Source organism: Curtobacterium pusillum, from assembly GCF_007680845.1.
Taxonomy (GTDB): Bacteria; Actinomycetota; Actinomycetes; order Actinomycetales; family Microbacteriaceae; genus Curtobacterium; species Curtobacterium pusillum_B.
Genome location: NZ_VEIY01000001.1, coordinates 439707 through 464519 on the forward strand (window position 1 = coordinate 439707; position 24813 = coordinate 464519).

Sequence of the window (24813 nt, forward strand, 5' to 3'; positions counted from 1 at the left end):
GGTCACCCTGGTCCCTCCGAGTACCAGTGTCAGCAGGGCATGGCGGCGTGCCCGTGGCCCGCCGATGATGGACGACATGATCGACACCCACACCGACGCGGACTCCTCGGCCGCACCCGTCCTCGTGACCGGCGGCTCCGGCTTCATCGCCGGGCACTGCATCCTCCAGCTCCTCGCCGCGGGCCGGCGGGTCCGCACCACCGTCCGGTCGCAGGCTCGCGGAGCCGACGTTCGTGCCGTGCTGGCGTCCGCAGGTGCCGAGCGGCTCGACCTGCTCGAGTTCGTCACGGCGGACCTCACCTCCGACGACGGCTGGGACCGTGCAGTGACCGGTGTCAGCGGGGTGCTCCACGTCGCCTCCCCGGTGCTCCCCGGGCAGGTGGACGACGAGGACGAGGTGGTCGTGCCCGCCCGTGAGGGTGCACTCCGCGTGCTCCGCGCCGCGCGGGCAGCCGGAGTCCCGCGGGTCGTGCTCACCTCGGCCTTCCACGCCGTGGGCTTCGGCCACGGACCGATCGACCACGTCTTCACCGAGGACGACTGGTCACCGCTCGACGGGCCCGGCATGGACGCGTACGGCCGGAGCAAGGTGCTCGCCGAACGCGCCGCGTGGGACTTCGTGGGTACTGGCGACGGCACGCCCGAGCTCGTCACGATCCAGCCCGTCGCGGTACTGGGACCGGTGATGGGCGACGCGGTCTCGGGGACCAACCGGCTCCTGCAGCGGATGTTGACCGGAGGCATGCCGGGGTTCCCCGACCTGGCCATCCCCTTCGTCGACGTGCGGGACGTCGCAGCGGCGCACATCGCGGCCCTCGGCGCCCCGGGAGCCGCCGGTCAGCGCATCCTGCTCTCGTCGCAGGACACCGCCGTCCCCCTCCGCGAGGTCGGCGCGCTCCTCCGGTCCACCTTCGGGGACCGTGCCAGCCGAGTCCCCACTCGGAACATCCCGTCGATCGTGATCCGCGCCGGAGCGGTCCTCCGGCCGGAGTTCCGTGAGATCGCTCCGGAGCTCGGCCTCGTCAAGCGCCTGTCCACCAGACGGGAGCGGGAACTGCTGGGACTCACGCCACGCTCGTGGCAGGAAGCCGTGACGTCGGGAGCTCGCAGCATGCTCGAACGGGGTCTCGTCGGCTGACGTACCCGCTCGCTCGCGGGAGCCGCAGACCACCACTTCCGGACACGGCCGCGATCCTTCTGTACGTTCACGGTGAGGTCGCTGAAAGTGGCCGCGAGAAAAGGAGCAAGCATGTCCGGAAGCACCACGTCGGGTCGTCCGACGAGCGTCACCGTCTCGTTCGTCATCTGGCTGATCGTCGTCCTCGCGAACATCGTGCAGGGCATCATCAGCCTGGTCTCCGGCGGCGGATCGTCGGCAGCGGCACAGGACGTCGGCACCGCGCCGCTCATCGGGGGCGCGATCTTCGCGTTCATCCTCGCGGTGATCGAGCTGATCATCGTCTTCAAGATGCGTGACGGCCGCAACTGGGCACGCATCGTCCTCCTCGTCCTCGCGATCCTGCAGGTCATCGGTGTCGGCGTCGGCGCCGCGTCCGGTGGCAACGCCTTCGGCTGGATCGGTGCGGTCGCCGTGATCGTCGCGACGATCCTGATGTTCGTCGGTGGCGCGAACGCCTACTTCCGCCGTCGCTGAGCAGCACGGCGTGAACACCCGCGGGCGGACCGGATCGGTCCGCCCGCGGTCGTGTGCGAGGATCGGTCGGTGCAGCAGGCCCCAGGACCCGTCGCGGTCGTCATCGCGGCGATGAGCGAGGAACTCTCCGCCGTCGCCGCCCTCATCGGCGGGGTCGTCATCGACGACGGTCCGGTCGGCGGGCACGACACCTCCCACCTGCTGGCGGTCGGCGGCTCCACGGTGGCCTTGCGACGCAGCGGCATCGGCTTCACGAACGCGACGGCGGCGGTCGCCCACTGCTTCCACGACTTCGGCAGCGGGGTCCCGGTGATCAGCGTCGGGACCGCGGGCGGCCTGATGCACGGCGTGGCGATCGGCGACGTGGTGGTGGGGGACCGCTACGTGAACCTCAACGCGGACGCGACGGCGTTCGGCTACGCGCTCGGCCAGGTCCCGGGCATGCCGACCGGCTACGCGCCGGACGAGCGGCTGGTCCAGCTCGCGACGGGGTCGGACACGGGGTACCGGCTCCGGTCGGCGACGATCGGCTCGAGCGAGGTGTTCGTGACCGAGGGCCGTGCCCGGGAGCTCCGTGCTGCGTTCCCGACGGTGGCGGCGGTCGACATGGAGTCCGCGGCGATCGCACAGTTCGCGCACGTGCACGACATGCCCTTCGTCTCGGTCCGGGCGATCAGCGACCTGTGCGCGCCCGACGGCGAGGAGTTCCGTGAGCACCTCGACGACGCCGCGGCGCGCGCGGCGCGCGTCGTCCACGACGTCGTGCTCGGCCTGGCGGCCTGACCCGCGGCCGTCCGCGAGAAGATGGCACCGTGACCAGCGCGCAGTCGATCCTCGACGCCCTCGTCCGGCACGCCGACACGACCGGCTTCGGCGCACACGGCCTCCACGTCCTGACCGGCGCCGACGACGTCGCGGAACACCGCTGGGCGCCCGACGTGCGCGAGGAGATCCACTCCCTCGCGAAGGGCGTCGCCGTCCTCGCGACCGGCATCGCGGCGGACAACGGCCTCGTCGACGTCGACGAGCCGGTCGCGCACGCGCTCCCCGACATCGCGTTCGGCGCCGGCACCGACGCGGTCACGCTCCGCCACCTCCTCACGATGACGAGCGGCGTCGACATGCCCTGGTCCGAGACGGAGCTGACGGACTGGCCGGACCTGGCCGTCGAGTTCCTCGGGCGCCCGTCGCGCGGCCGGGTGTTCCAGTACGCGAACGCGAGCACGTACACGGCGATGCGGGTCCTCGAGACGCGCACCGGCGACGTCGGAGCGTTCGTCGCCCGACGCCTGTTCGAGCCGCTCGGCATCGAGGACGTCGTCTGGCAGCGCTGCGCGAACGGGTACGTGGCCGGTGGTGAGGGGCTGGCCCTCCGCACGGAGGAGGTCGCCAGGCTGGGCCGGCTGATCCGCGACCGCGGTGCGTTCGGCGGTCGGCGCATCGTCGGTGCGCGCTGGTGCGACGCCATGCACGCCGACTGGGTGCGTCGAACGGACACCGACCCTGGGTACGACCGGTACGCGATGGCCGGCTGGGGTGGCCCCGGACGGCTCTGGCGACTGCACGGCGCGTACGGCCAGATGCTCCTCTTCGACGGCGACACCGTGGTCACCGTGACGGCCGACGACCACTCCGGAGCCGACGCGTTCGCCGGGATCGTCGCGGCCGAGCTGGAACGGCAGCGCCCGACCGCGACACGCGCCTGATCCGCGCGAGGTGCGCCGGGCGGTCTCCCGCACCCCACGGCGGACTGGAGGCGCGGTGCCGGATCCGCACCGCGCCTCCAGTCCGGCATGTGCGCACGCTGCAAGCGCGCCCGTGTCGACGGTGCGAAGATGGGCGGCGGCCGTCGCCCGGACGGCCGGAGACGGAAGTGACGAGCGTGACCGAGACCCGCTCTCAGACCCCGGCGACCGACGCGGCCGACGACGGCGCGCACGGTGCGACGAAGGGCGTCGCCGCGCTCGCGCTGGCAGCGCTCGGCGTCGTGTTCGGCGACATCGGGACCAGCCCGCTGTACGCGCTCCGGACGGTCTTCACGATCGACGACGGCATCGTGAAGGCCAACCAGGAAGACGTCTACGGCGTGATCTCGATGATGTTCTGGAGCATCACGATCATCGTGTCGATCAAGTACGTCCTCGTGCTCATGCGGGCCGACAACGACGGCGAGGGCGGCGTGATGGCGCTGGCCGCACTGGCTCGCCGGCTGTACGCGAAGCGGCGCGGCGGTGCGGTGATCTTCCTCGTCATCGGGATCGTCGGCGTCTCGCTGTTCTACGGAGACTCGGTGATCACGCCCGCGGTGTCGGTGCTGTCCGCGGTCGAGGGGCTCGAGACCGCGGCGCCGTCGGTCGGGCACCTGGTCGTGCCGATCGCCGCCGTCATCCTCGTCATCCTGTTCGCGGCGCAACGGTTCGGCACCGGCAAGGTCGGGTCCCTGTTCGGGCCGGTCATGCTGCTCTGGTTCGTGGTGATCGCCGGTGCCGGCGTGCCGCACATCATCGCCCACCCGGGCGTCCTGCAGGGTCTGTCGCCGACGTGGGCCATCGCCTTCCTCTTCGCGCACCCGTACATCACGTTCGTGGCGATGGGCGCCGTCGTGCTGGTCATCACCGGTGCGGAAGCGCTGTACGCCGACATGGGCCACTTCGGCCGGCCGGCGATCCTCCGGGCGTGGTTCTTCGTCGTGTTCCCCGCCCTGGTGCTCAACTACCTCGGCCAGGCGTCGCTGGTGCTCAGCAACCCCGAGGCCGCGAAGGACCCGTTCTTCCTGCTCTTCCCGAACGCCCTGCAGATCCCCGTGGTGGTCCTCGCGACGATCGCGACCGTGATCGCCAGCCAGGCCGTCATCTCCGGGGCGTTCTCGCTCACCCGGCAGGCGGTGCAGCTCGGACTCCTGCCGCCGCTGACGATCCGGCAGACCTCGCGTCGTGAGAGCGGCCAGATCTACCTGCCGGCCGTGAACCTCCTGCTCTTCATCGGCGTCCTCGCGATCATGCTCGCGTTCCGGTCCTCCGCGAACCTGGCGACCGCGTACGGGGTGTCCGTGACGGGTGCGCTCGTCGTCGACACCCTGCTGCTCCTCATCGTCGTGCGGCCGCTGTGGAAGTGGAAGACGTGGAAGCTCGTCGTCGCCGCGGTGGCGTTCGGCGGACTCGAGCTGACGTTCCTCGCCGGCAACCTGTCGAAGATCCTGCACGGCGGGTGGGTGCCGCTGCTCATCGCCCTCGCCGTGATCACGATCATGACGACGTGGCGCCGCGGCCGGCAGCTCGTCCAGGACGAGCGCAAGGAACGCGAGGGGTCGCTCGCCGACTTCATCACGAAGATCAACACGAAGGGCATCCCGCGCGTCAAGGGCGTCGCCGTGTTCCCGCACCCGAACAAGGAGACGACGCCGCTCGCGCTCCGGGCCAACGTCGAGCACAACCACGTCGTGCACCGGACCGTGATCATCGTGTCCGTCCTCACCGCGAACGTGCCGCACGTGCCGCACGCGAAGGCGTTCTTCCGGGACGACCTCGGCTACGAGGACGACGGCATCGACCACATCACGATCAAGTTCGGGTTCTCGGACGACCAGGACCTGCCGAAGGCACTGCACGCGGCGTGCCTGGCCGAGGTGCTCGACATCGACCCGGACGAGATGGAGCGCGCCTCGTACTTCATCTCCCGCGGGGCGCTCCGGCCGATGCCGGGCAACCGCGGCATGGTCGGCTGGCGGAAGAAACTGTTCGTCGGTCTGGCGCACAACGCGGCCGACCCGGCGGCCCGGTTCGGCCTGCCGGCACAGCGCACCGTGACGATGGGCAGCGACGTCGAGATCTGACGACGTCCGCCCTGCCCGTCAGCGTTCCTGCCGCTGACGGGGTACGTGGGGTACAGCGAACCTGGACGAACGCGATCCGCCGAGGGAATCCTCTAACACCTCGGCACCACCTCCCGATACTCCCTCGCACAAGCACCACGGTCATCGCACCACACGCTGAGCCAAGCAGGAGGCAGTTCGCATGCGGTCCCCGTTCGTCCTCGTCACCGCCGTCTCGGTCGCGCTCGTCGTCGCGACCGGCCTGGCTGCCGGCGCACCAGCCGACGCCGCCACGGTCCCCGCCTCGTCGAAGGCGACCGCCACCATCCCGAACTCCACCACCGTGCCGGCCCGGGGGAACCTGGTCACCAACGGCCGGACGTGGAAGATGTCGTACCGCCAGGGCTTCGACAGCACGAACGCCGCGGTGGGTCAGTTCGCGAAGGCGTACCCGTCGATCGGCACCTACGACGGCTTCTCCGACACGACGGGGCGTGGCAAGTACGCGCCCGCGAAGGTCCTCAGCGTGTCGAAGGGCGTCCTGGACTTCGCGCTGCACACCGAGAAGGGGCAGCCGCTGGTCGCGGCGATCATGCCCGACGGCTACGCCCCGCACAAGACCGGTCGCGTCTCCATCCGGTACAAGACCACCAAGACGACCGGCTACAAGTTCGTCGGGATGTTGTGGCCGTCGAACGACAACTGGAACGAGGGCGAGATCGACTGGCCCGAGGCCGACCTCGGTGCTCGCGCTCGTCCGGCATCGGCCGTGCCCGGGACCCTCTCGGCGCGCGGCATGCAGTTCGAGCCGGGCAAGGAGACCTTCGCGTCCTCGGACACGACCGGCTGGCACGTGGCGACGACCGAGTGGGACAAGGGCATCGTGCGGTTCTACTGGGACGGCAAGCTCGTGTCGTCGACCACCAAGGCCGTGCCGAAGACGGCGTTCCGGGTGACCCTGCAGGCCGAGACGACGACGAGCGGCGCCGCGGTGCCGGCTTCGGCCGTCGGGCACGTCAGCATCGACTGGATCGCGATCTGGAACTGAGCCCGACCTGCGGGCTCAACCGAGCGCCGCGGCCGCCGCTCGCAGCTCGTCGAGGGCTGCGAGGGCGGACGCGGCGAGCGGCTCGTCGTCGGTCCGGCCGTTGCCCGACCACGCGTCGAACCCCTGCTTGAACGCCAGGACCCCCATCTCGCTCGCGAGGCGGGCCGCCGCGTCGCCGATCCCGCGTGCGACGAGGGCGTCGGTCATGGCGGCCGCCATGCCGACGCGCTTCAGGGCATCGCGTTCCTGCAGCTCCGCGCTGGCGGCGACCGCTGCCCGGAGCCGCGGCCCGAGCTCGCGGTTCACCGGTCCCATCTCCTCCGACGCACGGGCCAGCCCGGCGGCCACGGCGTCGAGCGGGGTCGCACCGTCCGGGGCGTCGGCGATGCCGTCGGCCAGCAGGCGGCTCAGTGTCTCCTGGCCGGCCACGAGCAGCTCGCGCTTGTCGGGGAAGTGCCGGAAGAACGTGCTCTTCGTGACCCCGGCGCGCTCGGCGATCTGCGCCACGGTGGTCTCGTCGTAGCCCTGCTCCGAGAAGAGGTCGACGGCCGCCAGGACCAGTCGTTCCCGGGCTCCGGGTTCCCATCGCGCCATGGGACGATCATACGCGACGGGACAACTGTCCCATCGCGGGTGTACCGTGATGGGACATCGGTCCCGTCACTGCGGGACCCCGATCCTCGGGAGCACCCATGCACGTCTTCGTCACCGGCGGCACCGGCACCATCGGCACCGCCGTCGTCGCGGAACTCCTCGCGGCGGGCCACGCCGTCTCCGCGCTCGCCCGCTCCGACCGGTCGGCAGCCGCCCTGACCGCCGCCGGAGCGAACCCGGTGCGCGGTGCACTCACCGACCTCGAGACCCTCCGTGCCGCAGCCGGGGACGCCGACGGGGTCGTCAGCCTCGCGTTCTCGAACGACTTCAGCTCGCCGGACGCCCTCGCGCGTGCCATCGCCGAGGAGTCCGCCGCGATGGCCGCCCTCGGCGAGGCCCTCGTCGGGTCCGACCGCCCGTTCGTCGTCGTGTCCGGGACGCCGTGGGTCGCCGGACGTCCGTCGGTCGAGACCGATCCGCTCCCGCTGGAGGGCCCGGTCGCCGGGCGAGCGCGATCGGTCCTCGCCGCCCTCGACCTCGCGGACCGGGGCGTCCGGGTCTCCGCGATCCGCCTGCCCCGCACGGTGCACGCCGACGGCACCGGGGGCTTCGCCGGGATCCTCACCGAGGTCGCCCGGAGCACCGGTGTCGCCGGGTACCCCGGTACGGGCGAGCAGCGCTGGCCGGCCGTCCACGCGCGGGATGCCGCGGTGCTGTTCCGGCTCGCGCTCGAGGGGGCACCGGCCGGGACGGCGTGGCACGCCGTCGCCGACGAAGGCGACCGGGTCCGCGACATCGTCGAGGTCATCGGGCGGCGGCTCGGCGTGCCCGTGCAGCGGGTCGCGGACGAGACCTTCGGTGCGTTCGCACCGATCTTCGCGATGGACCAGCCGGCGTCCGGCGCGGTCACCCAGCGCACGCTCGGCTGGCAGCCGACCCACCCGAGCCTGCTGGCGGACCTGGAGAACGTCACCCAGTGACGGACGTCACCGGCGTGAGGGGCGTCACCCCGTGACGGACGGGAGGCGCGGTGCGGGCCCGCACCGCGCCTCCCGTCCGTCCGTGCTCAGTGGGTGCGGCCGCGCAGGCGACCGACGCCGAGGACGACGCCGACCACCATCATGCCGAGCACGACGCCGAACACCGCTGAGACGGCCGTGTCCACGATCCACGTCACGACCGGACCGGTCGCTTCGATCGCGTGCTCGATGGCGTGCAGCAGGTCGTACGGGCCGTGCCAGACGGTCTCGGCGAGGTTCTGGATCACGAGGTGGCCGCCCACCCAGAGCATCGCGACCGTGCCGACGACGCTGATGACCCGGAAGACCGCCGGCATCGCCCGGACGATCCGCGCGCCGGTCCGTCGGGTGCGGCGGACCGGGTGCTTCATCATCTGCAGGCCGATGTCGTCGACCTTCACGAGGAGTGCGACCGCACCGTAGACGGCCGCCGTCATGACGAGGCCGATGACGATGAGCGCGCCGAGCGTCGGCCAGAGCCCGAAGTCCGGGTCGAGCCCGGCCAGGGCGATGAGCATGATCTCGGTGCTGAGGATGAGGTCGGTGCGGATCGCGCCGAAGACGAGCTTCCCCTCGTCGCCGGTCGACTCCTCGGCGCCGGCGTGGTGGTGGCCGAACCACTCGGTGACCTTCTCGGCGCCCTCGAAGCACAGGTACGTCCCGCCGAGGAGCAGCAGCCACGGGAGCACCCACGGGGCGAACGCCGTGAGCAGCAGCGCGAGCGGGATGATGATGACGAACTTGTTGAACAGGCTCCCGAGTGCGATCCGCCCGACGACCGGCAACTCACGGGCGGGGGAGAGCCCCTGCACGTACTGCGGGGTCACGGCCGCGTCGTCGATGACGACACCCGCCGTCTTGGCGCTGGCCTTCAGGGCCGCGGAGAGCACGTCGTCGACGATGGCGAGCAGACCGACTGACATGCGCCAAGACTAGGGCTTCCGCGGACACTCCCTGTACGTCGACTCAGCAGTCGAGTCGGTACCACACCTGATCGCCGCGGCCGTCGTCCGGCTCGGGGTGCGCGGCGGTGGCCAGGGGATCCGGCACGAAGCCCAGTCGCGCGGCCACCCGCGACGACGGGTGGTTCCAGGACCGGATGGTCGCCCAGAGCCGGACGGAGCCGGCCGTCCGCGCGGCCTGCACGACGGCCGTCGCCGCCTCGGTCGCGTAGCCGTGCGAGTGGGCTGCCTCGAGGAACTCGTACGCGACCTCGGGCTCGGCGGGGACCGACCGGCCGACGACCAGACCGCAGTACCCGAGCGGTTCGTCGTCCGCGGCGCGGCGGACCACGTAGAGCGGCACGGGCGAGCCGATCGTCCCGGCCAGCCGGCTGATCGTGTCGACGGCGGCCGCGACGGTCGGGCGACCGGCGGTGCGCGGCGTCGGCGGCTCACCACGGCGGGCAGCAGCGGCGCTCCGCTCCGCGACCAGGTCGGCGTACCAGCCGGCGTCGTGGTCGCTCCAGCCGCCCAGGACGAGGCGCTCCGTCCGCAGCTCCGGCGGGAGCGGCCGGATCAGTCCAGGCAGAACTCGTTGCCCTCGACGTCCTGCATCACGATGCAGGACTCGTTCACCTCGTCGGCGAGCATGCGACGGAACTGCGTGGCGCCGAGCGCGGTGAGCCGGTCGCTCTCGGCGTCGAGCGCGGCGAGCCGTTCCGCACCCTCGAGCCCGGTGCCGACCCGGACGTCGAGGTGCACGCGGTTCTTGACGACCTTGCCCTCCGGGACCCGTTGGAAGAACAGCCGTGGACCGACGCCGTTCGGGTCGACGCAGGCGAACGCCGATCCCTGGTCCTCCGGCGGGAGCGTCTGGTCGAAGGCGTCCCACGAGTCGAAGCCCGGTGGCGGAGGCGGCACCACGTAGCCGAGCACCTCGCACCAGAACCGCGCGACCCGCTCGGGGTCCGCACAGTCGAACGTCACCTGTACCTGCCGCACCGTCGCAGTCATGGCGCCACCCTAGGCTGAACGTCGTCGTCGTGTCGTCCGTATGCTCGCGGCATGGCTGACTTCACCGCTGACCAGGCCGCCGTCGTGCGGATCGAACGCGCCGAGGAAGGGCGCTGGGACCTCTCGGTGATCAGCGACTCGGGCGTGCGGATGGGGCACGGCGAGTACCTCTTCGACGCGTCGGACGACGACGCCACGAGCGAGCGGGCAGCGGCGCTCGACTTCGTCCGGGGGTACGGGTTCCGGTTCGAGCCGGACGCCGTGGTCGCGGACGGGCCCGACGCGTACTGGGCGCCGCTGTTGGCGCTCGACGAGCGGTAGGGGCGCGGCGGGCGGGGTCGCGCGGTCGGTCACGCCGGCGCGGCTGGGCCGCTCCGCGCGGTCGGTCACGCCAGCGCGGCCGCCTCGAACCCGATGAGCCACGTCACGCCGAACGCGTCCCGCACGATGCCGTCCCAGTCGCCCCACGGGCGCTCCTGCAGCTGGTCGACCACGATGCCGTCGGTCGCGAGGTCGTCGAACCACCCTCGCAGGACGTCGGGTGTCGAGGCCCCGAGCAGCGAGAACAGCACGCCGGTCGCGGCGAACGGGGTCTCGCCCGTGGCGGCGTCGGCGGCGAAGAGCTCGACCTCGCCGTGGAGCTGCCCGTGTGCGACGGCGTCCGAGGGGCCGTCGGTCCGTGAGAAGTCCGCGTACGTCGCGATCCGGACCTCGCCGCCGAACACGCTGCGCCAGCGCTCGAGGGCTTGGCGGGCGGTGCCGTCGAACTGGAAGTAGGGCGAAGGCCCGTGCACGCTCATGCCCGGACCCTACCGCTCAGACGGCGGACGCGAGCGTGTCGAACGTGCGGCGCAGCAGCGTCGGGGCGTCCTCGTCGGTGACGGACCACCGGTCGATCGCGACGTCGAAGCAGCCGAGCGCCGCCTGCACGAGCACGGCGGCCCGGAGCTCTGGCTGGTCCGACCCGCGCAGCCGGTCGACGACGAGCGGTGTCAGGACGTCCGCCCACGCCAGGTGCTTCTCGAGGTTCCGGGCGCGGAGCGACGGCGTGGACGTCATCACCCGGACGGAGCGACGGCCGTACTCGGGGTCCTCGTCGGCGCGGACCATCATGCCGGCGAACGCCTCGCGCAGGGACTCCCACACGGGCTCGTCGGCCGGGCGTTCCCGGAGTGCGTCGGCGAGGACGCCCCGGTGCCGCCGGGGGTCGCCGATCACGGTGTCCTCCTTCGCGGGGAAGTAGCGGTGGAAGCTCCGTGCGGAGATGCCGACCTCGGCCGCGATCTGCTCGACGGTCACCGCGTCGAACCCGTCCCGGTCGAAGCGCGCCACGGCCACCGCGGCGATCCGCGCGCGGACGGCTTCCCGCGTGATGTCACGCAGCCCGGTCCGCACGCTCGTCTCGCTCACCCCCGGATCCTACCGCAGTCGTCGGCCAGTGCCCGACTTGTCAGACTCTGACAGATCAGGCGTACAGTGACATCCGCAGCACAGCCACCACTCGACGAAAGGACGGCTCATGCAGCAGCGCACACTCGGGACACAGGGGCTCACGGTCGGCTCCATCGGCTACGGCGCGATGGGCACCGTGTTCGCCTACGGACCGGCCGACGAGACCGAGTCCACCGCGGCGATCCGCCGCGCCCACGACCTCGGTGTCACGCACTTCGACACCGCCGAGATGTACGGGTGGGGTGCGGGGGAGCGGCTCCTCGGCAGGGCCCTCGCTCCGATCCGCGACCAGGTGACCATCGCGACGAAGTTCGGCTTCACCACCGACGACTGGGCGCCGGACTCCCGCCCGGAGCACATCCGCGAGGTCGTCGACCAGAGCCTGGTGAACCTCGGGACTGACTCGATCGACCTGCTCTACCAGCACGTGCACGACCCGGCCGTCCCGATCGAGGACGTCGTCGGCGTCATGGCCGAGTACGTCCAGGCCGGGAAGGTCAAGTACCTCGGCCTGTCCAACACCGACGGCGAACAGCTCCGCCGCGCACACGCCGTGCACCCGATCTCGGCGTTCCAGACCGAGTACTCGGTGTTCGCCCGCGAGTCCGAGGAGCTCTTCCCCCTCGTCGATGAGCTCGGCATCGGTCTCGTCGCGTACTCGCCGCTCGCGCGCGGGTTCCTCAGTGGCGCGGTCCGGCCCCGATCCTCGTACCCGGAGGACGACATCCGGCACATGCTCGAGTGGTGGGCGGCGGAGCACTACGACCAGAACGTCGCGGTGACCCGGGAGCTGTCGGCGATCGCGGACGCCCACGGGATCTCGCTCTCGCAGCTGTCGCTCGCGTGGATCCTCGCGCAGCGCGACGACCTCGTCCCGATCCCCGGGTCGAAGAACCCCGACCGCGTCGCGGAGAACGTCGCCGCCGCCGACGTCGTCCTCACCGCCGACGACCTGGCCCGCATCGACGCGCTCTCGCACGACGTGCGCGGCAAGCGGACCGCCAGCCGCGCCTGACCGGCCCCGCCGGTCAGCCGAAGAGCGCGAGCGCGCGGTCGACGACCTCCTCCGGCCGGCCGTCGCCGTGCAGCGCCCACCAGGTGAGCGCAGCGCTCGCCGCCGCGGCCAGCGCGTGCGCCCGCACCGTCGTGGTGAGGTCGTCGACCGTGCCGCCGTCCCGTTCCGCGACGAAGCGCTCGATGACCCCGGTGAGCGCTGCGGACGCGGCTTCGCCTCCGCGCTCGAGCGACGGGTTCGCCCGGATGACCCGGAGGCGGTGCCGGGTGACCTCGACGGTGTCCTCGGGGAAGGACGCGCCGACGCGGTAGGCGGCACGCAACGCCACCCAGGAGGACTCGGACTCCGGACGGACCCGCAACGCCTCGGTGAACCGCGTGGCGAACTCGTCGAGGCCGCCCCACACGAGCGCGGCCTTGCTCGGGAACAGTCGGAACAACGACCGTCGGCTGATCCCGGCCGCGGCCGCGACGTCGTCCATCGACACGTCGTCGAACCCCTGCTCGTCGAAGAGTCGGAGGGCGACCAGCGACACCGCGTCGGGGTCGATCGTCCGGGGGCGTCCGGTCGGGCGATCGGTGCTCATGGCAGCCTTTCGGCACTGAGTGCTACAACAGGGATGGCGCATCCAGCGCCTCTCAGTGAGGAGACGACATGACCGACACCACCGCCGGACGGTTCACCGGCAGGACCATCATCGTCACCGGGGCGGGTTCCGGCATCGGACGCGCCACGGCGACGCGCATCGCGAACGAAGGCGGCCGGGTCATCGCGACCGACGTGGTCCCCGAACGGCTCGACGCCCTCCGGGCCGAACTCGTCGACGGCGCAGGGCTGGCCGTCGAGACCGTGGTCGGCGACGTCGCCGCCACGGAGACGATCGACGCGCTGATCGCCGCGGCCGGCGGTCGGATCGACGGCCTCGCCAACGTCGCCGGGATCATGGACGCCTTCCTCCCGCCGAGCGAGGTCGACGACGCCACCTGGGACCGGGTGTTCAGCGTCAACGTCACCGGTCCGATGCGCCTCACCCGCGCGGTCCTGCCGATCATGATCGCCGCCGGACGTGGCGCCGTCGTGAACGTCGCGTCCGAGGCGGCCCTCCGTGCATCGGCGGCCGGGGCGGCCTACACAGCGTCGAAGCACGCGATCGCCGGGTTCACGAAGAGCGTCGCGTTCTTCCACGGGCCGCAGGGCGTCCGCGCGAACGCCGTCGCGCCGGGTGCCGTCGCGACGAACATCGAGGCGCCGATGCGGAGTGCGTACGCGGCGTCGCGTGTCGGGCCGATCATGCAGGTCGCGATCCCGCCGGTCGCGCAGCCCGAGCAGCTCGCCGCCGCCATCACGTGGTTGCTCAGCGACGACTCGGCGAACGTCAACGGCGCGGTGCTGCCGAGCGACGGCGGGTGGTCGGTCGTCTGAGCGCAGTGCTGCGGGAGAAAAGTACCGATCCTGGTAGTTTCCTACCGATCCGAGCGGCGCCGCGGTCAGCCCCGGAGCACCGCCGCGACCGCCGCGACGACGACCGCCCGCCGCCGCGCGGCCCCGACCTCGTCGGTCAACCGCGCGTACTCCGGGGTCGCCCCGCTCCACAGGGCCGCGGTGTGGATGACGACGCCGAGGAGCTCGGACGCCGTGAACGTCGTCGTCACCCGCCCGGCGTCCTGGGCCGCTTCGATCGCGCGGAGCTTGCCGGCGTTGCTCCGCACCACGGCGTCGATCGGCCGGTCCGAGTCCCCGCGCTCGAGTCGGTACCAGGTCGCCAGGCGCTGCACCCACGGCCGGTGCGCGTAGGAGTCGTGGAGGCGTCCGGCGTACTCGGCGAGGTCGTCGGCATCGATCGTCACCTCGTCGAGGGTCTCGGCGACCATGGCGTCGAAGACCGCGTCGAACAGGCCGTCCTTGCTGCCGAAGTAGTGGTAGATCTGCGCCTTGTTGCTCGCGGCAGCGGCGGCGATCCGGTCCACGCGGGCGCCGGCGATGCCGACCGCGGCGAACTCGTCACGTGCGGCGAGCAGGAGGCGGGCGCGGGTGGCGTCGGCGTCGCGGGGCATCGGCATGGACGAACTCTATCAACTGGATGGTTGACAACGGGGCGAGCGGGGTGTTCGATGACGAATGTCAACCAACCAGTCAGTTAGGAACATCATGTCCATCTTCCTCGTCACCGGCGCCTCGCGTGGTCTCGGTCGCTCCATCGTCACCGCCGCGCTCGCCGCCGGGCACCAGGTCGTCGCCGGGGTCCGCGACGTCCATGCCCTCGACGACCTCGTCCTCGCGGCCGGAGCCGGCCCGTCCCCGGCCGGAGCCGACCCGTCCCCGGCCGGAACCGACCCGGCCACGTCCCCGGCTGGGACCCTGGTCCCCGTCGCCCTCGACGTCACCGACCCCGAGGCCGCGCGCGCAGCCGTCCGCACCGCCGTCGACCGCTTCGGCCGCCTCGACGTCCTCGTCAACAACGCCGGCTACGCGAACCTCGCCAGCATCGAGGATGTCGACCCCGACGACTTCCGCGCCCAGGTGGAGACGAACCTCTTCGGCGTCGTGACCCTCAGCCGCGAGGCCGTGCACGTCATGCGCGAACAGGGCTCCGGGCACATCGTGCAGGTGTCCTCGGTCGGTGGCCGCATGGCGACACCGGGCCTCGGCGCGTACCAGACCGCGAAGTGGGCGGTGGGTGGCTTCTCCTCCGTCCTCGCGAAGGAGGTCGCTCCGCTCGGCGTCCGCGTCACCGTCCTCGAGCCGGGCGGGATGCGGACGGACTGGGCGGGCTCGTCGATGCGGGTCGCTCCGGTCCGCCCGGAGTACGAGTCGACCGTCGGGGTCTCCGCGCGCATGCACGAGGGGACGAGCGTCGGCGCGAGCGACCCCGACCTCGTCGCCGGTCTGGTCCTCGGGGTCGTCGCGATGGACGAGCCGCCGCTGCGCCTGCTCGTCGGCCCGGATGCCTTCGAGCACGGGACCGCTGCGGGCCGCACGCTCCTCGCCGAGGACGAGCGGCACGAAGCGCTCAGCCGGTCGACCCAGGCCGCCGACGCGACGCCGGAGCAGCTGGACCCGCTGGCACACGCCTGAGGACGTGGCCGGCGAGCCGACGCGCGTGCACGCCACCAGATGGCGGACGGGAGGCGCGGTGCGGGCGCGCACCGCGCCTCCTGTCCGCCGTCTGCAAACGACGGGTGCTGCGGGGTCGCGACGCGGTGGCGGAGCCTGGCCCTCAGGCGCTCGCCAGCGCGCCGATCTCGCCGACCACGGCACGCAGCCGGGCGGCGAGCTCGTCGGTGGTGTGCACGGTCCCGCGGTGTGCGACCTCGGTGAGCGCCGACATGACGAGCGCGAGGGCCGTCCTCGCGGTCTGCTCGTCGGTGCGCGCGCCCACGGTGGCGAGGAGGGACTGCCGGGACTCGGCCATCCACTGCATCACCATCGGGGTCATCTCCGGGCGGAGCACGAGCAGCTCCTTCATCCGGCGGCGGTCCTGGGACAGCGGCACGCTCGACGCCACGAGCCGGCAGAGGTCGTCGACGAGCGATCCGTCGGCGGCGGCGAACCAAGCGGCGGCGGCCTCCGGGACGTCGACCGTGTCGAGCCCGAGCGCGGCGTGTGCCTTCGAGGTGAAGTAGTTGAAGAACGTCCGGGCGGAGACGTCTGCGTCGGCGCAGATCTGCTCGACGGTGACCCCGTCGAGGCCGTGCGCCGAGACCAGGGTCAGCGCGGCGTCGTGCAGTGCCTGACGGGTCTGCTGCTTCTTCCGCTCGCGCAACGTGCACGGCTCCGTCGCCGTCGTCGTCGTGCTCGTCGGGGTGCTGGTCACGTTCGCTCCTGGGGGTGGAGTGGGGCGCCCGTCCACGAAGGGGGACAGCGGACGGACGCCCCGGTCGGTCACCGACGCTGGGTCGGAGTGGATCCGGTCATCGGACCGGTGAAGGAACCCGCTTCGGCGGCGGCCAGGCCGGCGGACACCTCGAGCTCGGCCTCGGCCTCGGATGCCGAGGATCCGGCCGCGTCGGCCCGCTCCTGCAGGGCGGAGCGCTGGCGCAGCGGCGGCACCCGGAAGAACCAGGTGAGCACGAACGCGAGCAGGATCACGCCGAGACCGACCCAGTAGATCGTCACGGACGAGGCGTTGAAGCCCGCCATGAACGGCCGGGTGAGCCGGCTGTCGGCACCGGTCAGGAACGAGGTGTCGTTCGTGCTGATCGAGCTGTCGCCCGAGCCGCTGCCGTCCTCGACCTGCTTCGCGACGGCCGGGGTGAGCTCGTCGACCCAGTAGGACCGCTGCGACGCGTCCGACCAGTCGACGACGAGTGCACCGTCCTGGACGGATGCGTGCGCCTTCTCGGCCGCGGCGGCGAGGGCCTGCTGCTGGACGGCAGCCGGCGCACCGTTCGTCGCCTGCTGCACCTGGGCGGTGACGTCGTCGAGCGAGGACTGCACGTTCTGCTCGAGAGGTGTGACGATCGGCGCCCAGATGGTTGCCATCGCGCCACGGTTGGCGGCGGCCGAGGCGACCGTCGGGTTCGTCGCGGCGTCGAGCGCGTCCCGCAGGTCGGCCCGGTTCGCGGTCGCGTGCAGGATGTTCGCCGGCATCACCGAGAACAGGATCGAGAGGAGGACGGCGGTGCCGAGCGTGCCGCCGATCTGCCGGAAGAACGTGGCCGACGACGTGGCGACGCCCATGTCCCTGGCCTCGACGGACCCCTGCGACGCGAGGGTCAGCGACTGCATGACCGAGCCGAGGCCCAGGCCGATGAGGAACATGCCGATCATGAGGAACCAGAGCGGCTTGTCGATGCTCATGAAGGTCAGCACCACGTAGCCGACCGAGACCAGGCCCGTGCCGATGACCGGGAAGATCCGGTAGCGGCCGACCCGGGCGACGATCTGGCCGGACGTGATCGACGCGATCATGAGGCCGCCCACGAGGGGGAGCGTCGCGAACCCGGACTCGGTCGGGGTCAGGCCGACCACGATCTGCAGGTAGAGCGGGATGGTCAGCATGGCGCCGAACATGGCGAAGCCGACGAGGAAGCCGATGACGGTCGCCATCGAGAACGTGCCGGAGCGGAACACCTTGAGCGGGATGATCGCCGCGTCGCCCATCTTCGACTCGATGAGCAGCAGGGCGACCAGGCCGACGACGCCGATCACGTAGCAGGCGATCGCGGCCGCGGAGCCCCAGCCCCACGTGCGGCCCTGTTCGGCCACGAGGAGGAGCGGTACGAGCGTGACGATGACGGAGGTCGCGCCCCACCAGTCGACCTTCGGCTTGACCGCGTCGGCGCCGTGCACCTTCGGCAGGTGCAGGAAGACCAGCACCATGACGAGCGCGGCGATGCCGATCGGGACGTTGATGAGCAGGACCCAGCGCCACCCGGTGATCCACAGGATCTCGGAGGAACCGGCGAGCAGGCCGCCGATGAGCGGGCCGATGACGCTCGAGATGCCGAACACGGCGAGGAAGTACCCCTGGTACTTCGCCCGTTCGCGCGGGGCGAGGATGTCGCCCATGATCGCGAGCGGGAGCGACATGAGCGCACCGGCGCCGATGCCCTGCACGGCGCGGAAGCCGGCGAGCATGAGCATCGAGGTCGACATCGACGAGAGCACGGCGCCGACGATGAACACGACGATGCCGAAGATGTAGAGCGGCCGGCGGCCGAAGATGTCGGAGAGCTTGCCGTAGATCGGCGTCGCGATCGTCGAGGTGATGAGGTACGCCGTCGTCACCCACGCCTGCTGGTCGAGGCCGTGCAGGTCGTCACCGATCGTCCGGATCGCCGTGCCGAACACCGTCTGTCCGAGGGACGACAGGAACATGCCCGCCATCAGCCCGTAGATCACGAGGAGGATCTGGCGGTGGGTCATCAGCGGCTGCTGGCCGGTCGCGCCCGGGGTCGCTGGGACCCCTGCTGCGCGTCGGCCGTGCTGCACCGGGACGGGTGCGGTGGCGGTCATCGAGCTCCTTGGTTCGTGCTGTGTTTCCTGCTGTGAAAGTTTGCAGACCGCGCAACGCTACATCAGATGCTTCCAGCAAGCAACTAAATCGGCCAGTACGCTGACGAACGTGACCGAGGGACGGGACGACGCCGAACGGCTCCTGCGCGCGCAGCTCGACCGACTGTGGGTCCGGCAGACCCTCCGGTCGTCGATCATCGAGTCCCGCGGGGGACTCGACCCCACGGCGCGGGTCATCCTCCGCGCTGTCGACCACTTCGGAGCCGTCCGCTCGATGGCGATCGCCGACGCGACCGGGTTGTCCCGCCCGGTGATCAGTCGCCGGGTCGCCTCCCTCGTCGAGTCCGGGTACCTCGGCACCACGCCCGACCCGGCCGACGGGCGCGCCAGCCTCGTCTCCATCGCGCCCGCCGGCCGGACGCTGCTCGACACGCTCGACGTCGCCGGAGCCGAGGTCTTCGACGACCTCACCGGGGCGTTCGCGACGGGGGAGCTGCACACCCTCGCGGGCCTCCTCGCGCGGCTCAACGACCGCGCCGACGCGGTCCTCGGGGTCGGCGCGCCCGCCCGTCGCGACCCGTCCTGACCACGCGGCTGACGCGGTGGAGGTGCCCGCGAGACGGTCGGGAGGCGCGGTGCGGGCCCGCCCCGATCCTCCCGTCCGTCACTACTCGGGTCACATCCGAGATACCGTTTCCGCATGAGCACGGACACCGCCACCACCACCGAGACCGCCGACGAGGGGCCCGTGGTGACCTTCGCCGACCTCGGCCTGAGCGAGCCGGTGCTCAAGGCCGTCAAGGACATCGGCTACGAGACCCCCTCCGCGATCCAGGAAGCCACCATCCCGACGCTGCTCGAGGGACGCGACGTCGTCGGCCTCGCGCAGACCGGCACCGGCAAGACCGCGGCGTTCGCGCTGCCGATCCTGTCCCGCATGGAGTCGGGCAGCAAGGTGCCGCAGGCGCTCGTGCTGTCCCCGACGCGCGAACTCGCGCTGCAGGTGTGCGAGGCGTTCGAGCAGTTCGCCTCCCACATGAAGCACGTCCACGTCCTGCCCGTCTACGGCGGCCAGGCGTACGGCGTGCAGCTCTCCGCGCTGCGCCGTGGCGTCGACGTCGTGGTCGGCACGCCCGGCCGCATCATGGACCACATCGCCAAGGGCACGCTCGACCTGTCCGAGTTGAAGTACCTCGTGCTCGACGAGGCCGACGAGATGCTCAAGATGGGCTTCGCCGAGGACGTCGAGACGATCCTCGCCGAGACGCCGGACGACAAGCAGGTCGCCCTGTTCTCCGCGACGATGCCGGCGCAGATCCGCCGCATCTCGCAGCAGTACCTCACCGACCCGGCCGAGATCACGGTCAAGACGAAGACGAAGACCGCGGCGAACATCACGCAGCGGTACCTCATGGTGTCGTACCCGCAGAAGGTGGACGCGCTCACCCGCATCCTCGAGGTCGAGGACTTCGAGGGGATGATCGTCTTCGTCCGCACGAAGAGCGAGACCGAGACCCTCGCCGAGAAGCTCCGCGCCCGTGGCTACGCCGCAGCCGCCATCAGCGGTGACGTCGCCCAGGCCCAGCGTGAGCGCACGGTCAACCAGCTGAAGTCCGGCAAGCTCGACATCCTCGTCGCGACCGACGTCGCCGCCCGTGGCCTCGACGTCGACCGGATCACCCACGTCGTGAACTTCGACATCCCCGTCGACATCGAGTCCTACGTGCACCGCATCGGCCGCACCGGTCGCGCCGGCCGCAAGGGCGACTCGATCAGCTTCGTCACCCCGCGCGAGCGACGGCTGCTGTCGGCGATCGAGCGGCACACCAAGCAGCCGCTCACGCAGATGCAGCTGCCGACGATCGAGGACGTCAACGAGACCCGCCTCACCCGCTTCGACGACGCCATCACCTCGGCGCTCGAGCAGCAGGACCGCATCACCGCGTTCCGCGACATCATCGCGCACTACGTCGAGCACCACGACGTGCCGGCGGACGACGTCGCCGCAGCCCTCGCTGTCGTGGCGCAGGGCGAGGACCCGCTCCTGCTCGACCCGAAGGCCGACGAACTGCGGAATCGCGTCGACCGCGACAGCCGCGGCAGCGATCGCCGTGACCGCGACGACGACCGTGGTGCGCGCAGCGACCGGGGCGACCGCGCGGACCGTGGCCCCCGTCGCTCCCAGCCGATGACCCCGTACCGCATCGAGGTCGGGCGTCGCCACCGTGTCGAGCCGCGTCAGATCGTCGGCGCGCTCGCCAACGAGGGTGGTCTGCGCCGTGACGACTTCGGCGCCATCCAGATCCGCCCGGACTTCTCGATCGTGGAGCTGCCGGCCGACATGGACGGCGGCGTGCTTGACCGGCTGACCGACACCCGGATCAGCGGCAAGCTCATCGAGATCAAGCCGGACCGCCGCGAGGGCCCGCGCCGGTACGACCGCGACGACCGGGACGACCGGGGTCCGCGTCGGGACGACCGCGGCGACCGGCCGGCGCGCAAGCCGCGCTCCTGACGCGACCCGCGGCCTGACGGGAGTCTCCCCACCGGGCACGGCCCGACAGCCGCTGGCGCGTCTGTCGGGGACCGGCCGGCGTGGGCCCAGGTGCCAGCTGGCACCGCGCCTCCCGTCGTTCCGGCGGTGCCGTCGCGACCGTCGCGCGCGACCCGTTGCCTCCGCGGAAGCGACACAGTGCCGCCCTCGCGGCGCGTTGCCTTCGCCAGGCGACACTGTGCCGCGCACTGTTCGCGCCAGACCGTCGCTTTCGCGAACCAGGCCCGCCCCGGGCCCCCGGCCACGCGTTGCGGGATGGCGCAGGCCGACCGCACGATCCGCCCGCGACGGCCCCGGGGCGTCCGGACGGTGGTCTGATACCTCTAGCCGTGGCGCAGGGCTCACGGGGACGACCAAGGGGACCGCACGTGTACAGAGCCGTAGTCACCGCCGCAGCAGCGGTGGCGCTCATCATCGGGGGAGCAGCGCCGGCGACGGCCGCACCCTCGTCGGTGCCGGGAGCACCGACCGCCGTCCGCGTCACCGGCGCCGCCGACAGTGCGACCGTGACCTGGGGCCTGCCGAAGTCCGGCGCACGCGTCACCAGCTGGCGCGTCACGGTCACGCCCGCGGAACAGCAGCCCGACAACGGTGTCGACCGTCTGCCCGCCGGTGCCCGGTCCGATCGCTTCGGCAACCTCACGGCGAGCACCGCCTACACGTTCTCGGTGCGGGCGGTCGGCGCCGGTGGGACCGGTTCGGCCGTCGCGGTGCACTACACCGCTCCCGGATCGGTCCGCACCGTGCAGTCCCTGTTCGCCCTGAACGCCGCCGGCTCGGTCGTGCGCTTCCCGACGACGGGGACCGCGGCCCCGGTGACGATCGCGCCGAACGGCACCGGCTTCACGGCCGACGACGTCGGCGACGTGTTCGTGCCGTCGGCGGACCGCACCTCGGTCCTCATGTACCCGGCCGGCGGAGCCGCTGTCCGGACGGTGGCGACCGGCCTGCACCTCACGGCGGACCTGCGGTCCGACGTCGCCGGCAACCTGTACTTCGTCGACTCCTCGACCGGGGCGATCACGAAGCTCCCGGTGACGGGCGCCGCGCCGGTCGCGATCATCCCCTCGGCCGGCACCGGCTGGGCGGTCGGTCGGGACGGCACCGTCTCGGCGGTGACCTTCGGCCAGCAGGGTGCTGCGACGACGGTCGTGTCCGTGTCGCCCGCGGGCGTCCGCACGACGCGGTCGGTGCCCGAGACCGGGTACCAGACCTTCGGTGCCGTCATCGCCGACGGACAGGGCGACCTGTACCTGAACTACACGTCGACGGGTGCGTCGGGTGCGAGCGGCTGGTCCGTCCTCACGAAGGGGTCGAGCACGCTCGCCTCGGCGGAGTCGCGCATCGGTTTCGAGTACGCCGCGACGAACACGCGCTCGCTGCTCATCGCGAAGTCAGCCGGGTGGTGCGCCGCACCGGCGGACGCGAGCCCGGGTGGCTGCAAGGCCGACAAGACCATCACCACGCTCACCGCCCGGAGCGCGGACGGCTCGACCGTCGAGCGCACGACGAGCGGCGTGAAGGCGGAGGGTCGCGGACTCTTCATCGGCGCGGCCGACGAGGCTGGGGACCTGTTCTTCGACGTGAGCGGCGGGACGACGACCGGCCTCTGGCGGCTCAAGGCCGCCGGCGGTGCCGCCGTGCAGCTGTCCGCCGGACAGTTCACGCGCCTCCTGGTGATCTAGACCCCAGCGCGACGGACGGGAGGTACTGTGCCAGCTGGCACCGTGCCTCCCGTCTCGCGGTCCGGCGCGGTTCAGGCCGCCACCCCCGCGACCGTCCGGCGGCAGACCTCGTCCCACGGGGTCGGCTCGATCCCGAACCGCGCCCGGCTCTCGGAGTCGTCGACCACGTACGGCGCGGTCCACTGGTAGGTCATCTGCCCGATCTCGCGCATCATCGGTGACACCAGCCCCATCGTCCAGAACAGCCCGGCCGGCAGCCGCCGCACCGTGACCGGCGGCTTGCCCGCCGCCGCCAGCATCTCGGTGAGCGCCTGCGCCTGCGACCGCGCCGGGTTGCTCGGCACCATCCACGTGCGGCCGTGGGCGCCCTCGTCCGCGGCGGCCGCGACGAGCGTCCGCGCGACGTCGAGCACGTCCGTGAAGGTGTGCGGGAGGTCGGTCCGACCGACCATCGACACCGCCTTCCCCTGCAGTGCGGCGGGGAGCACGCGCGTGATGTGCCCGTTCTCGCCGATGCCCGGGCCGACGTAGTCCGAGGCGCGGACCTCGACGGCACGGACCCGTCCGGCGAGCTGCGCGGCGAGGGCGTCCGCCCAGAGCTTCGCCCGGAGGACGCCCTTGTGGTCGGTGGCCGCGTCCGGGAGGCTCTCGCGCATCGGCCCGGCGACCGGCCCGTACGGGTAGAGGTTCCCGGTGATGGCGTAGACGGCGCCGGTCCGCTCGGCTGCGGTGAGGAGTGCGGCGGCGAGCGGCGGCCAGGTCGCCTCCCACTGGGTGTAGTTCCCCGGGTTCGCGCAGTTGTAGAGCACGGCCGCTCCTTCGGCGGCCCGCGTGAGCGCGTCGGCGTCGGAGGCGTCGAGGGCGAGGTGGTCGACCCCGTCCAGGCCGGTGTCGCGCCCGGAACGGGTGGCGACCGTGACGCGTTCCCCGCGCTCGGCGAGGAGCGCGGCGACGTGCCGGCCGACCGGGCCGGCACCGATGACGACGTGGTGCTGGGACATGGCTTCCTGCTTTCGTCGGGCTGTTGATCTCGTCTGTTCCGTCGATCTCGGAGAGCGGTGCTCTCGGAGATCAGCATGCACCTCGTCGGGACGGATTGCAAGAGCAGTGCTCTCATTTGTGTGCAGTGCTCTCGCATGGCAGGCTGGGGGTATGGCAGACCGGGCTCCGACCGCACGTGCACTGGCCCGACAGGCCGTGCACGCGAGCATCCTGGCCGCGGCCCGCGCCCGACTCACCGAGGAAGGGCCGTCGCAGCTCAGCCTCCGCGCCGTCGCGCGTGACGTCGGCATGGTCTCGTCCGCCGTCTACCGCTACTTCCCGAGCCGCGACGACCTCCTGACGGCCCTGCTCATCGCCGACTACGACGAGCTCGGTGCGACGGTCGAGGCAGCCGAGCAGGCGGCGGCCCCGGCGCCCGGTGCACGATGGGTCGCCGTCTGTCGAGCCATCCGGACGTGGTCGATCGCGCACCCGGGGGACTTCGCCCTGCTGTTCGGATCACCCGTGCCCGGCTACGTCGCGCCGCGGGCGACCGTGGAGCCGGCTTCCCGCACGACGCTCGCACTCGTGCGCGTGGTCGCGGACGCCACAGCGGACGCGTCCGACGTCGGGTCGGACGGGAGGCGCGGGTCGCCGACAGCGCCGCCGACGGCGCCCGGGATGGTCGCCGACGCGGTCTCGGCCGGCGTCGCGTCCCTCCGCGAGTTCGGGACCGAGCTCCCGGAGGAGGTCCTGCTCCGCACGCTCATGGCGTGGACCACCGTGTTCGGCACGGTCTCGTTCGAGCTGTTCGGCCACTACGTCGGGTCGGTGTCGGACGGCGCGGCCTACTTCGACGAGGTGATCGCCCGGCTCGCGGACGACCTCGGGTTCACCGCCCTGTTCGACTGACACGGTTGTCCCCAGAGCGGGGAGCGGACTGACAGACGGCCCCCTCCTGCGGTAGACAGGTCCCTACGCCGAGGTCGTGCCCGACGACCGGAGCGACGATCGGATGCCGGTACCTGGAGCCGGGGCCCGATCGGACCGAAACCACCCTCGGGCGCGCGCCGCGGTCGGGGACCGG

The 24813-nt window shown here is 71.9% G+C and carries 26 protein-coding genes; 15 read left to right on the forward strand and 11 right to left on the reverse strand.

Features of this window, described 5'->3' with window-relative positions:
• The first annotated feature begins 76 nt into the window (after nt 1-76).
• The 6 genes from FS825_RS02075 to FS825_RS02100 all read left to right on the forward strand — a co-directional run bounded on the left by FS825_RS02075 (nt 77) and on the right by FS825_RS02100 (nt 6513).
• Entirely contained in the window at nt 77-1138 is a 1062-nt protein-coding gene (locus FS825_RS02075) for an NAD-dependent epimerase/dehydratase family protein (RefSeq protein ID WP_144710391.1), read from the forward strand.
• Nucleotides 1139-1249: 111 nt separating this feature from the next.
• A complete protein-coding gene (locus tag FS825_RS02080; protein WP_144710394.1) occupies nt 1250-1654 on the forward strand; it encodes a hypothetical protein in 405 nt (134 codons plus the stop codon).
• Nucleotides 1655-1723: 69 nt separating this feature from the next.
• Nucleotides 1724-2437, forward strand: a complete 714-nt coding sequence (gene mtnN / locus FS825_RS02085) for a 5'-methylthioadenosine/S-adenosylhomocysteine nucleosidase (RefSeq protein WP_144710396.1) — start codon at nt 1724-1726, stop codon at nt 2435-2437.
• A gap of 29 nt (nt 2438-2466) precedes the next feature.
• Entirely contained in the window at nt 2467-3360 is an 894-nt protein-coding gene (locus FS825_RS02090; protein WP_144710398.1) for a serine hydrolase domain-containing protein, read from the forward strand.
• Nucleotides 3361-3536: 176 nt separating this feature from the next.
• Nucleotides 3537-5486, forward strand: coding sequence for a potassium transporter Kup (locus FS825_RS02095; protein WP_144710400.1), 1950 nt, complete (start codon nt 3537-3539; stop codon nt 5484-5486).
• A gap of 181 nt (nt 5487-5667) precedes the next feature.
• Nucleotides 5668-6513: a glycoside hydrolase family 16 protein gene (locus FS825_RS02100; RefSeq protein WP_144710402.1), complete on the forward strand. Its 846-nt coding sequence runs from the start codon at nt 5668-5670 to the stop codon at nt 6511-6513.
• A gap of 15 nt (nt 6514-6528) precedes the next feature.
• Here FS825_RS02100 and FS825_RS02105 read toward each other — a convergent pair whose 3' ends face one another.
• Entirely contained in the window at nt 6529-7107 is a 579-nt protein-coding gene (locus FS825_RS02105) for a TetR/AcrR family transcriptional regulator (protein ID WP_144710404.1), read from the reverse strand.
• A gap of 98 nt (nt 7108-7205) precedes the next feature.
• On the opposite strand from FS825_RS02105, the gene FS825_RS02110 reads away from it, so the two are divergent.
• Nucleotides 7206-8087, forward strand: a complete 882-nt coding sequence (locus tag FS825_RS02110) for an NAD-dependent epimerase/dehydratase family protein (protein ID WP_144710406.1) — start codon at nt 7206-7208, stop codon at nt 8085-8087.
• An 86-nt stretch (nt 8088-8173) separates the two neighbouring features.
• Here the strand turns inward: FS825_RS02110 and FS825_RS02115 are convergent, their stop codons facing one another.
• The 3 genes from FS825_RS02115 to FS825_RS02125 are packed head-to-tail and all read right to left on the reverse strand — an operon-like array spanning nt 8174 to nt 10081.
• On the reverse strand, nt 8174-9049 hold the full coding sequence (locus FS825_RS02115) for a DUF808 family protein (RefSeq protein WP_144710408.1): 876 nt from the start codon (nt 9047-9049) through the stop codon (nt 8174-8176).
• A 43-nt stretch (nt 9050-9092) separates the two neighbouring features.
• Nucleotides 9093-9692 (reverse strand): GNAT family N-acetyltransferase, encoded by a 600-nt coding sequence (locus FS825_RS18890; RefSeq protein ID WP_260981011.1) that lies wholly within the window; start codon nt 9690-9692, stop codon nt 9093-9095.
• On the reverse strand, nt 9644-10081 hold the full coding sequence (locus FS825_RS02125) for a VOC family protein (RefSeq protein WP_144710410.1): 438 nt from the start codon (nt 10079-10081) through the stop codon (nt 9644-9646). Before FS825_RS02125 ends, FS825_RS18890 begins: the two co-directional genes overlap by 49 nt.
• A gap of 51 nt (nt 10082-10132) precedes the next feature.
• Here FS825_RS02125 and FS825_RS02130 point away from each other — a divergent pair, with 51 nt between their 5' ends.
• A complete protein-coding gene (locus FS825_RS02130) occupies nt 10133-10402 on the forward strand; it encodes a hypothetical protein (protein ID WP_144710412.1) in 270 nt (89 codons plus the stop codon).
• Nucleotides 10403-10467: 65 nt separating this feature from the next.
• Here the strand turns inward: FS825_RS02130 and FS825_RS02135 are convergent, their stop codons facing one another.
• Nucleotides 10468-10881 carry a VOC family protein gene (locus FS825_RS02135; protein ID WP_144710414.1) on the reverse strand — a complete coding sequence of 138 codons (414 nt, stop codon included), beginning with the start codon at nt 10879-10881 and terminating at the stop codon, nt 10468-10470.
• 16 nt (nt 10882-10897) lie between these two features.
• On the reverse strand, nt 10898-11491 hold the full coding sequence (locus FS825_RS02140; RefSeq protein ID WP_144710416.1) for an acyl-CoA-like ligand-binding transcription factor: 594 nt from the start codon (nt 11489-11491) through the stop codon (nt 10898-10900).
• Between the two features lie 109 nt (nt 11492-11600).
• On the opposite strand from FS825_RS02140, the gene FS825_RS02145 reads away from it, so the two are divergent.
• Nucleotides 11601-12548: an aldo/keto reductase gene (locus tag FS825_RS02145; protein WP_144710418.1), complete on the forward strand. Its 948-nt coding sequence runs from the start codon at nt 11601-11603 to the stop codon at nt 12546-12548.
• A gap of 13 nt (nt 12549-12561) precedes the next feature.
• Here the strand turns inward: FS825_RS02145 and FS825_RS02150 are convergent, their stop codons facing one another.
• Nucleotides 12562-13134 (reverse strand): TetR family transcriptional regulator, encoded by a 573-nt coding sequence (locus FS825_RS02150; protein WP_144710420.1) that lies wholly within the window; start codon nt 13132-13134, stop codon nt 12562-12564.
• Between the two features lie 68 nt (nt 13135-13202).
• Here FS825_RS02150 and FS825_RS02155 point away from each other — a divergent pair, with 68 nt between their 5' ends.
• Nucleotides 13203-13970 (forward strand): SDR family NAD(P)-dependent oxidoreductase, encoded by a 768-nt coding sequence (locus tag FS825_RS02155; RefSeq protein ID WP_144710422.1) that lies wholly within the window; start codon nt 13203-13205, stop codon nt 13968-13970.
• Between the two features lie 65 nt (nt 13971-14035).
• Here FS825_RS02155 and FS825_RS02160 read toward each other — a convergent pair whose 3' ends face one another.
• Nucleotides 14036-14608, reverse strand: coding sequence for a TetR/AcrR family transcriptional regulator (locus tag FS825_RS02160; protein WP_260980972.1), 573 nt, complete (start codon nt 14606-14608; stop codon nt 14036-14038).
• An 88-nt stretch (nt 14609-14696) separates the two neighbouring features.
• Between FS825_RS02160 and FS825_RS02165 the strand changes: the two genes are divergently transcribed.
• Nucleotides 14697-15623: an SDR family NAD(P)-dependent oxidoreductase gene (locus FS825_RS02165; protein ID WP_260980973.1), complete on the forward strand. Its 927-nt coding sequence runs from the start codon at nt 14697-14699 to the stop codon at nt 15621-15623.
• 142 nt (nt 15624-15765) lie between these two features.
• Here FS825_RS02165 and FS825_RS02170 read toward each other — a convergent pair whose 3' ends face one another.
• A complete protein-coding gene (locus tag FS825_RS02170) occupies nt 15766-16362 on the reverse strand; it encodes a TetR/AcrR family transcriptional regulator (RefSeq protein WP_144710424.1) in 597 nt (198 codons plus the stop codon).
• A 68-nt stretch (nt 16363-16430) separates the two neighbouring features.
• Nucleotides 16431-18506, reverse strand: a complete 2076-nt coding sequence (locus FS825_RS02175) for an MDR family MFS transporter (protein WP_186377026.1) — start codon at nt 18504-18506, stop codon at nt 16431-16433.
• A gap of 109 nt (nt 18507-18615) precedes the next feature.
• On the opposite strand from FS825_RS02175, the gene FS825_RS02180 reads away from it, so the two are divergent.
• From FS825_RS02180 to FS825_RS02190, 3 genes are all read left to right on the forward strand, one after another.
• Nucleotides 18616-19092 carry a MarR family winged helix-turn-helix transcriptional regulator gene (locus tag FS825_RS02180; protein ID WP_186377027.1) on the forward strand — a complete coding sequence of 159 codons (477 nt, stop codon included), beginning with the start codon at nt 18616-18618 and terminating at the stop codon, nt 19090-19092.
• Nucleotides 19093-19206: 114 nt separating this feature from the next.
• The gene (locus FS825_RS02185) at nt 19207-21021 is read left to right on the forward strand and encodes a DEAD/DEAH box helicase (RefSeq protein ID WP_144710428.1); all 1815 of its coding nucleotides are present in this window, start codon (nt 19207-19209) and stop codon (nt 21019-21021) included.
• A gap of 407 nt (nt 21022-21428) precedes the next feature.
• The gene (locus FS825_RS02190) at nt 21429-22745 is read left to right on the forward strand and encodes a fibronectin type III domain-containing protein (protein WP_186377028.1); all 1317 of its coding nucleotides are present in this window, start codon (nt 21429-21431) and stop codon (nt 22743-22745) included.
• Between the two features lie 71 nt (nt 22746-22816).
• Here the strand turns inward: FS825_RS02190 and FS825_RS02195 are convergent, their stop codons facing one another.
• Nucleotides 22817-23746 carry an NAD-dependent epimerase/dehydratase family protein gene (locus FS825_RS02195; protein WP_144710432.1) on the reverse strand — a complete coding sequence of 310 codons (930 nt, stop codon included), beginning with the start codon at nt 23744-23746 and terminating at the stop codon, nt 22817-22819.
• 151 nt (nt 23747-23897) lie between these two features.
• Here FS825_RS02195 and FS825_RS02200 point away from each other — a divergent pair, with 151 nt between their 5' ends.
• Nucleotides 23898-24638, forward strand: coding sequence for a TetR/AcrR family transcriptional regulator (locus FS825_RS02200; protein WP_144710434.1), 741 nt, complete (start codon nt 23898-23900; stop codon nt 24636-24638).
• The last annotated feature ends 175 nt before the right edge of the window (nt 24639-24813 follow it).

Excerpts from the sequence above, each read along its gene's own strand:
- FS825_RS02075 (WP_144710391.1), top strand. The coding sequence starts at position 77 with ATGATCGACACCCACACCGACGCGGACTCCTCGGCCGCACCCGTCCTC.
- FS825_RS02080 (WP_144710394.1), top strand. The coding sequence starts at position 1,250 with ATGTCCGGAAGCACCACGTCGGGTCGTCCGACGAGCGTCACCGTCTCG.
- FS825_RS02100 (WP_144710402.1), top strand. The coding sequence starts at position 5,668 with ATGCGGTCCCCGTTCGTCCTCGTCACCGCCGTCTCGGTCGCGCTCGTC.
- FS825_RS02105 (WP_144710404.1), bottom strand. The coding sequence starts at position 7,107 with ATGGCGCGATGGGAACCCGGAGCCCGGGAACGACTGGTCCTGGCGGCC.
- FS825_RS02110 (WP_144710406.1), top strand. The coding sequence starts at position 7,206 with ATGCACGTCTTCGTCACCGGCGGCACCGGCACCATCGGCACCGCCGTC.
- FS825_RS02115 (WP_144710408.1), bottom strand. The coding sequence starts at position 9,049 with ATGTCAGTCGGTCTGCTCGCCATCGTCGACGACGTGCTCTCCGCGGCC.
- FS825_RS02125 (WP_144710410.1), bottom strand. The coding sequence starts at position 10,081 with ATGACTGCGACGGTGCGGCAGGTACAGGTGACGTTCGACTGTGCGGAC.
- FS825_RS02130 (WP_144710412.1), top strand. The coding sequence starts at position 10,133 with ATGGCTGACTTCACCGCTGACCAGGCCGCCGTCGTGCGGATCGAACGC.
- FS825_RS02135 (WP_144710414.1), bottom strand. The coding sequence starts at position 10,881 with ATGAGCGTGCACGGGCCTTCGCCCTACTTCCAGTTCGACGGCACCGCC.
- FS825_RS02145 (WP_144710418.1), top strand. The coding sequence starts at position 11,601 with ATGCAGCAGCGCACACTCGGGACACAGGGGCTCACGGTCGGCTCCATC.
- FS825_RS02150 (WP_144710420.1), bottom strand. The coding sequence starts at position 13,134 with ATGAGCACCGATCGCCCGACCGGACGCCCCCGGACGATCGACCCCGAC.
- FS825_RS02155 (WP_144710422.1), top strand. The coding sequence starts at position 13,203 with ATGACCGACACCACCGCCGGACGGTTCACCGGCAGGACCATCATCGTC.
- FS825_RS02160 (WP_260980972.1), bottom strand. The coding sequence starts at position 14,608 with ATGCCGATGCCCCGCGACGCCGACGCCACCCGCGCCCGCCTCCTGCTC.
- FS825_RS02165 (WP_260980973.1), top strand. The coding sequence starts at position 14,697 with ATGTCCATCTTCCTCGTCACCGGCGCCTCGCGTGGTCTCGGTCGCTCC.
- FS825_RS02175 (WP_186377026.1), bottom strand. The coding sequence starts at position 18,506 with ATGACCGCCACCGCACCCGTCCCGGTGCAGCACGGCCGACGCGCAGCA.
- FS825_RS02185 (WP_144710428.1), top strand. The coding sequence starts at position 19,207 with ATGAGCACGGACACCGCCACCACCACCGAGACCGCCGACGAGGGGCCC.
- FS825_RS02195 (WP_144710432.1), bottom strand. The coding sequence starts at position 23,746 with ATGTCCCAGCACCACGTCGTCATCGGTGCCGGCCCGGTCGGCCGGCAC.
- FS825_RS02200 (WP_144710434.1), top strand. The coding sequence starts at position 23,898 with ATGGCAGACCGGGCTCCGACCGCACGTGCACTGGCCCGACAGGCCGTG.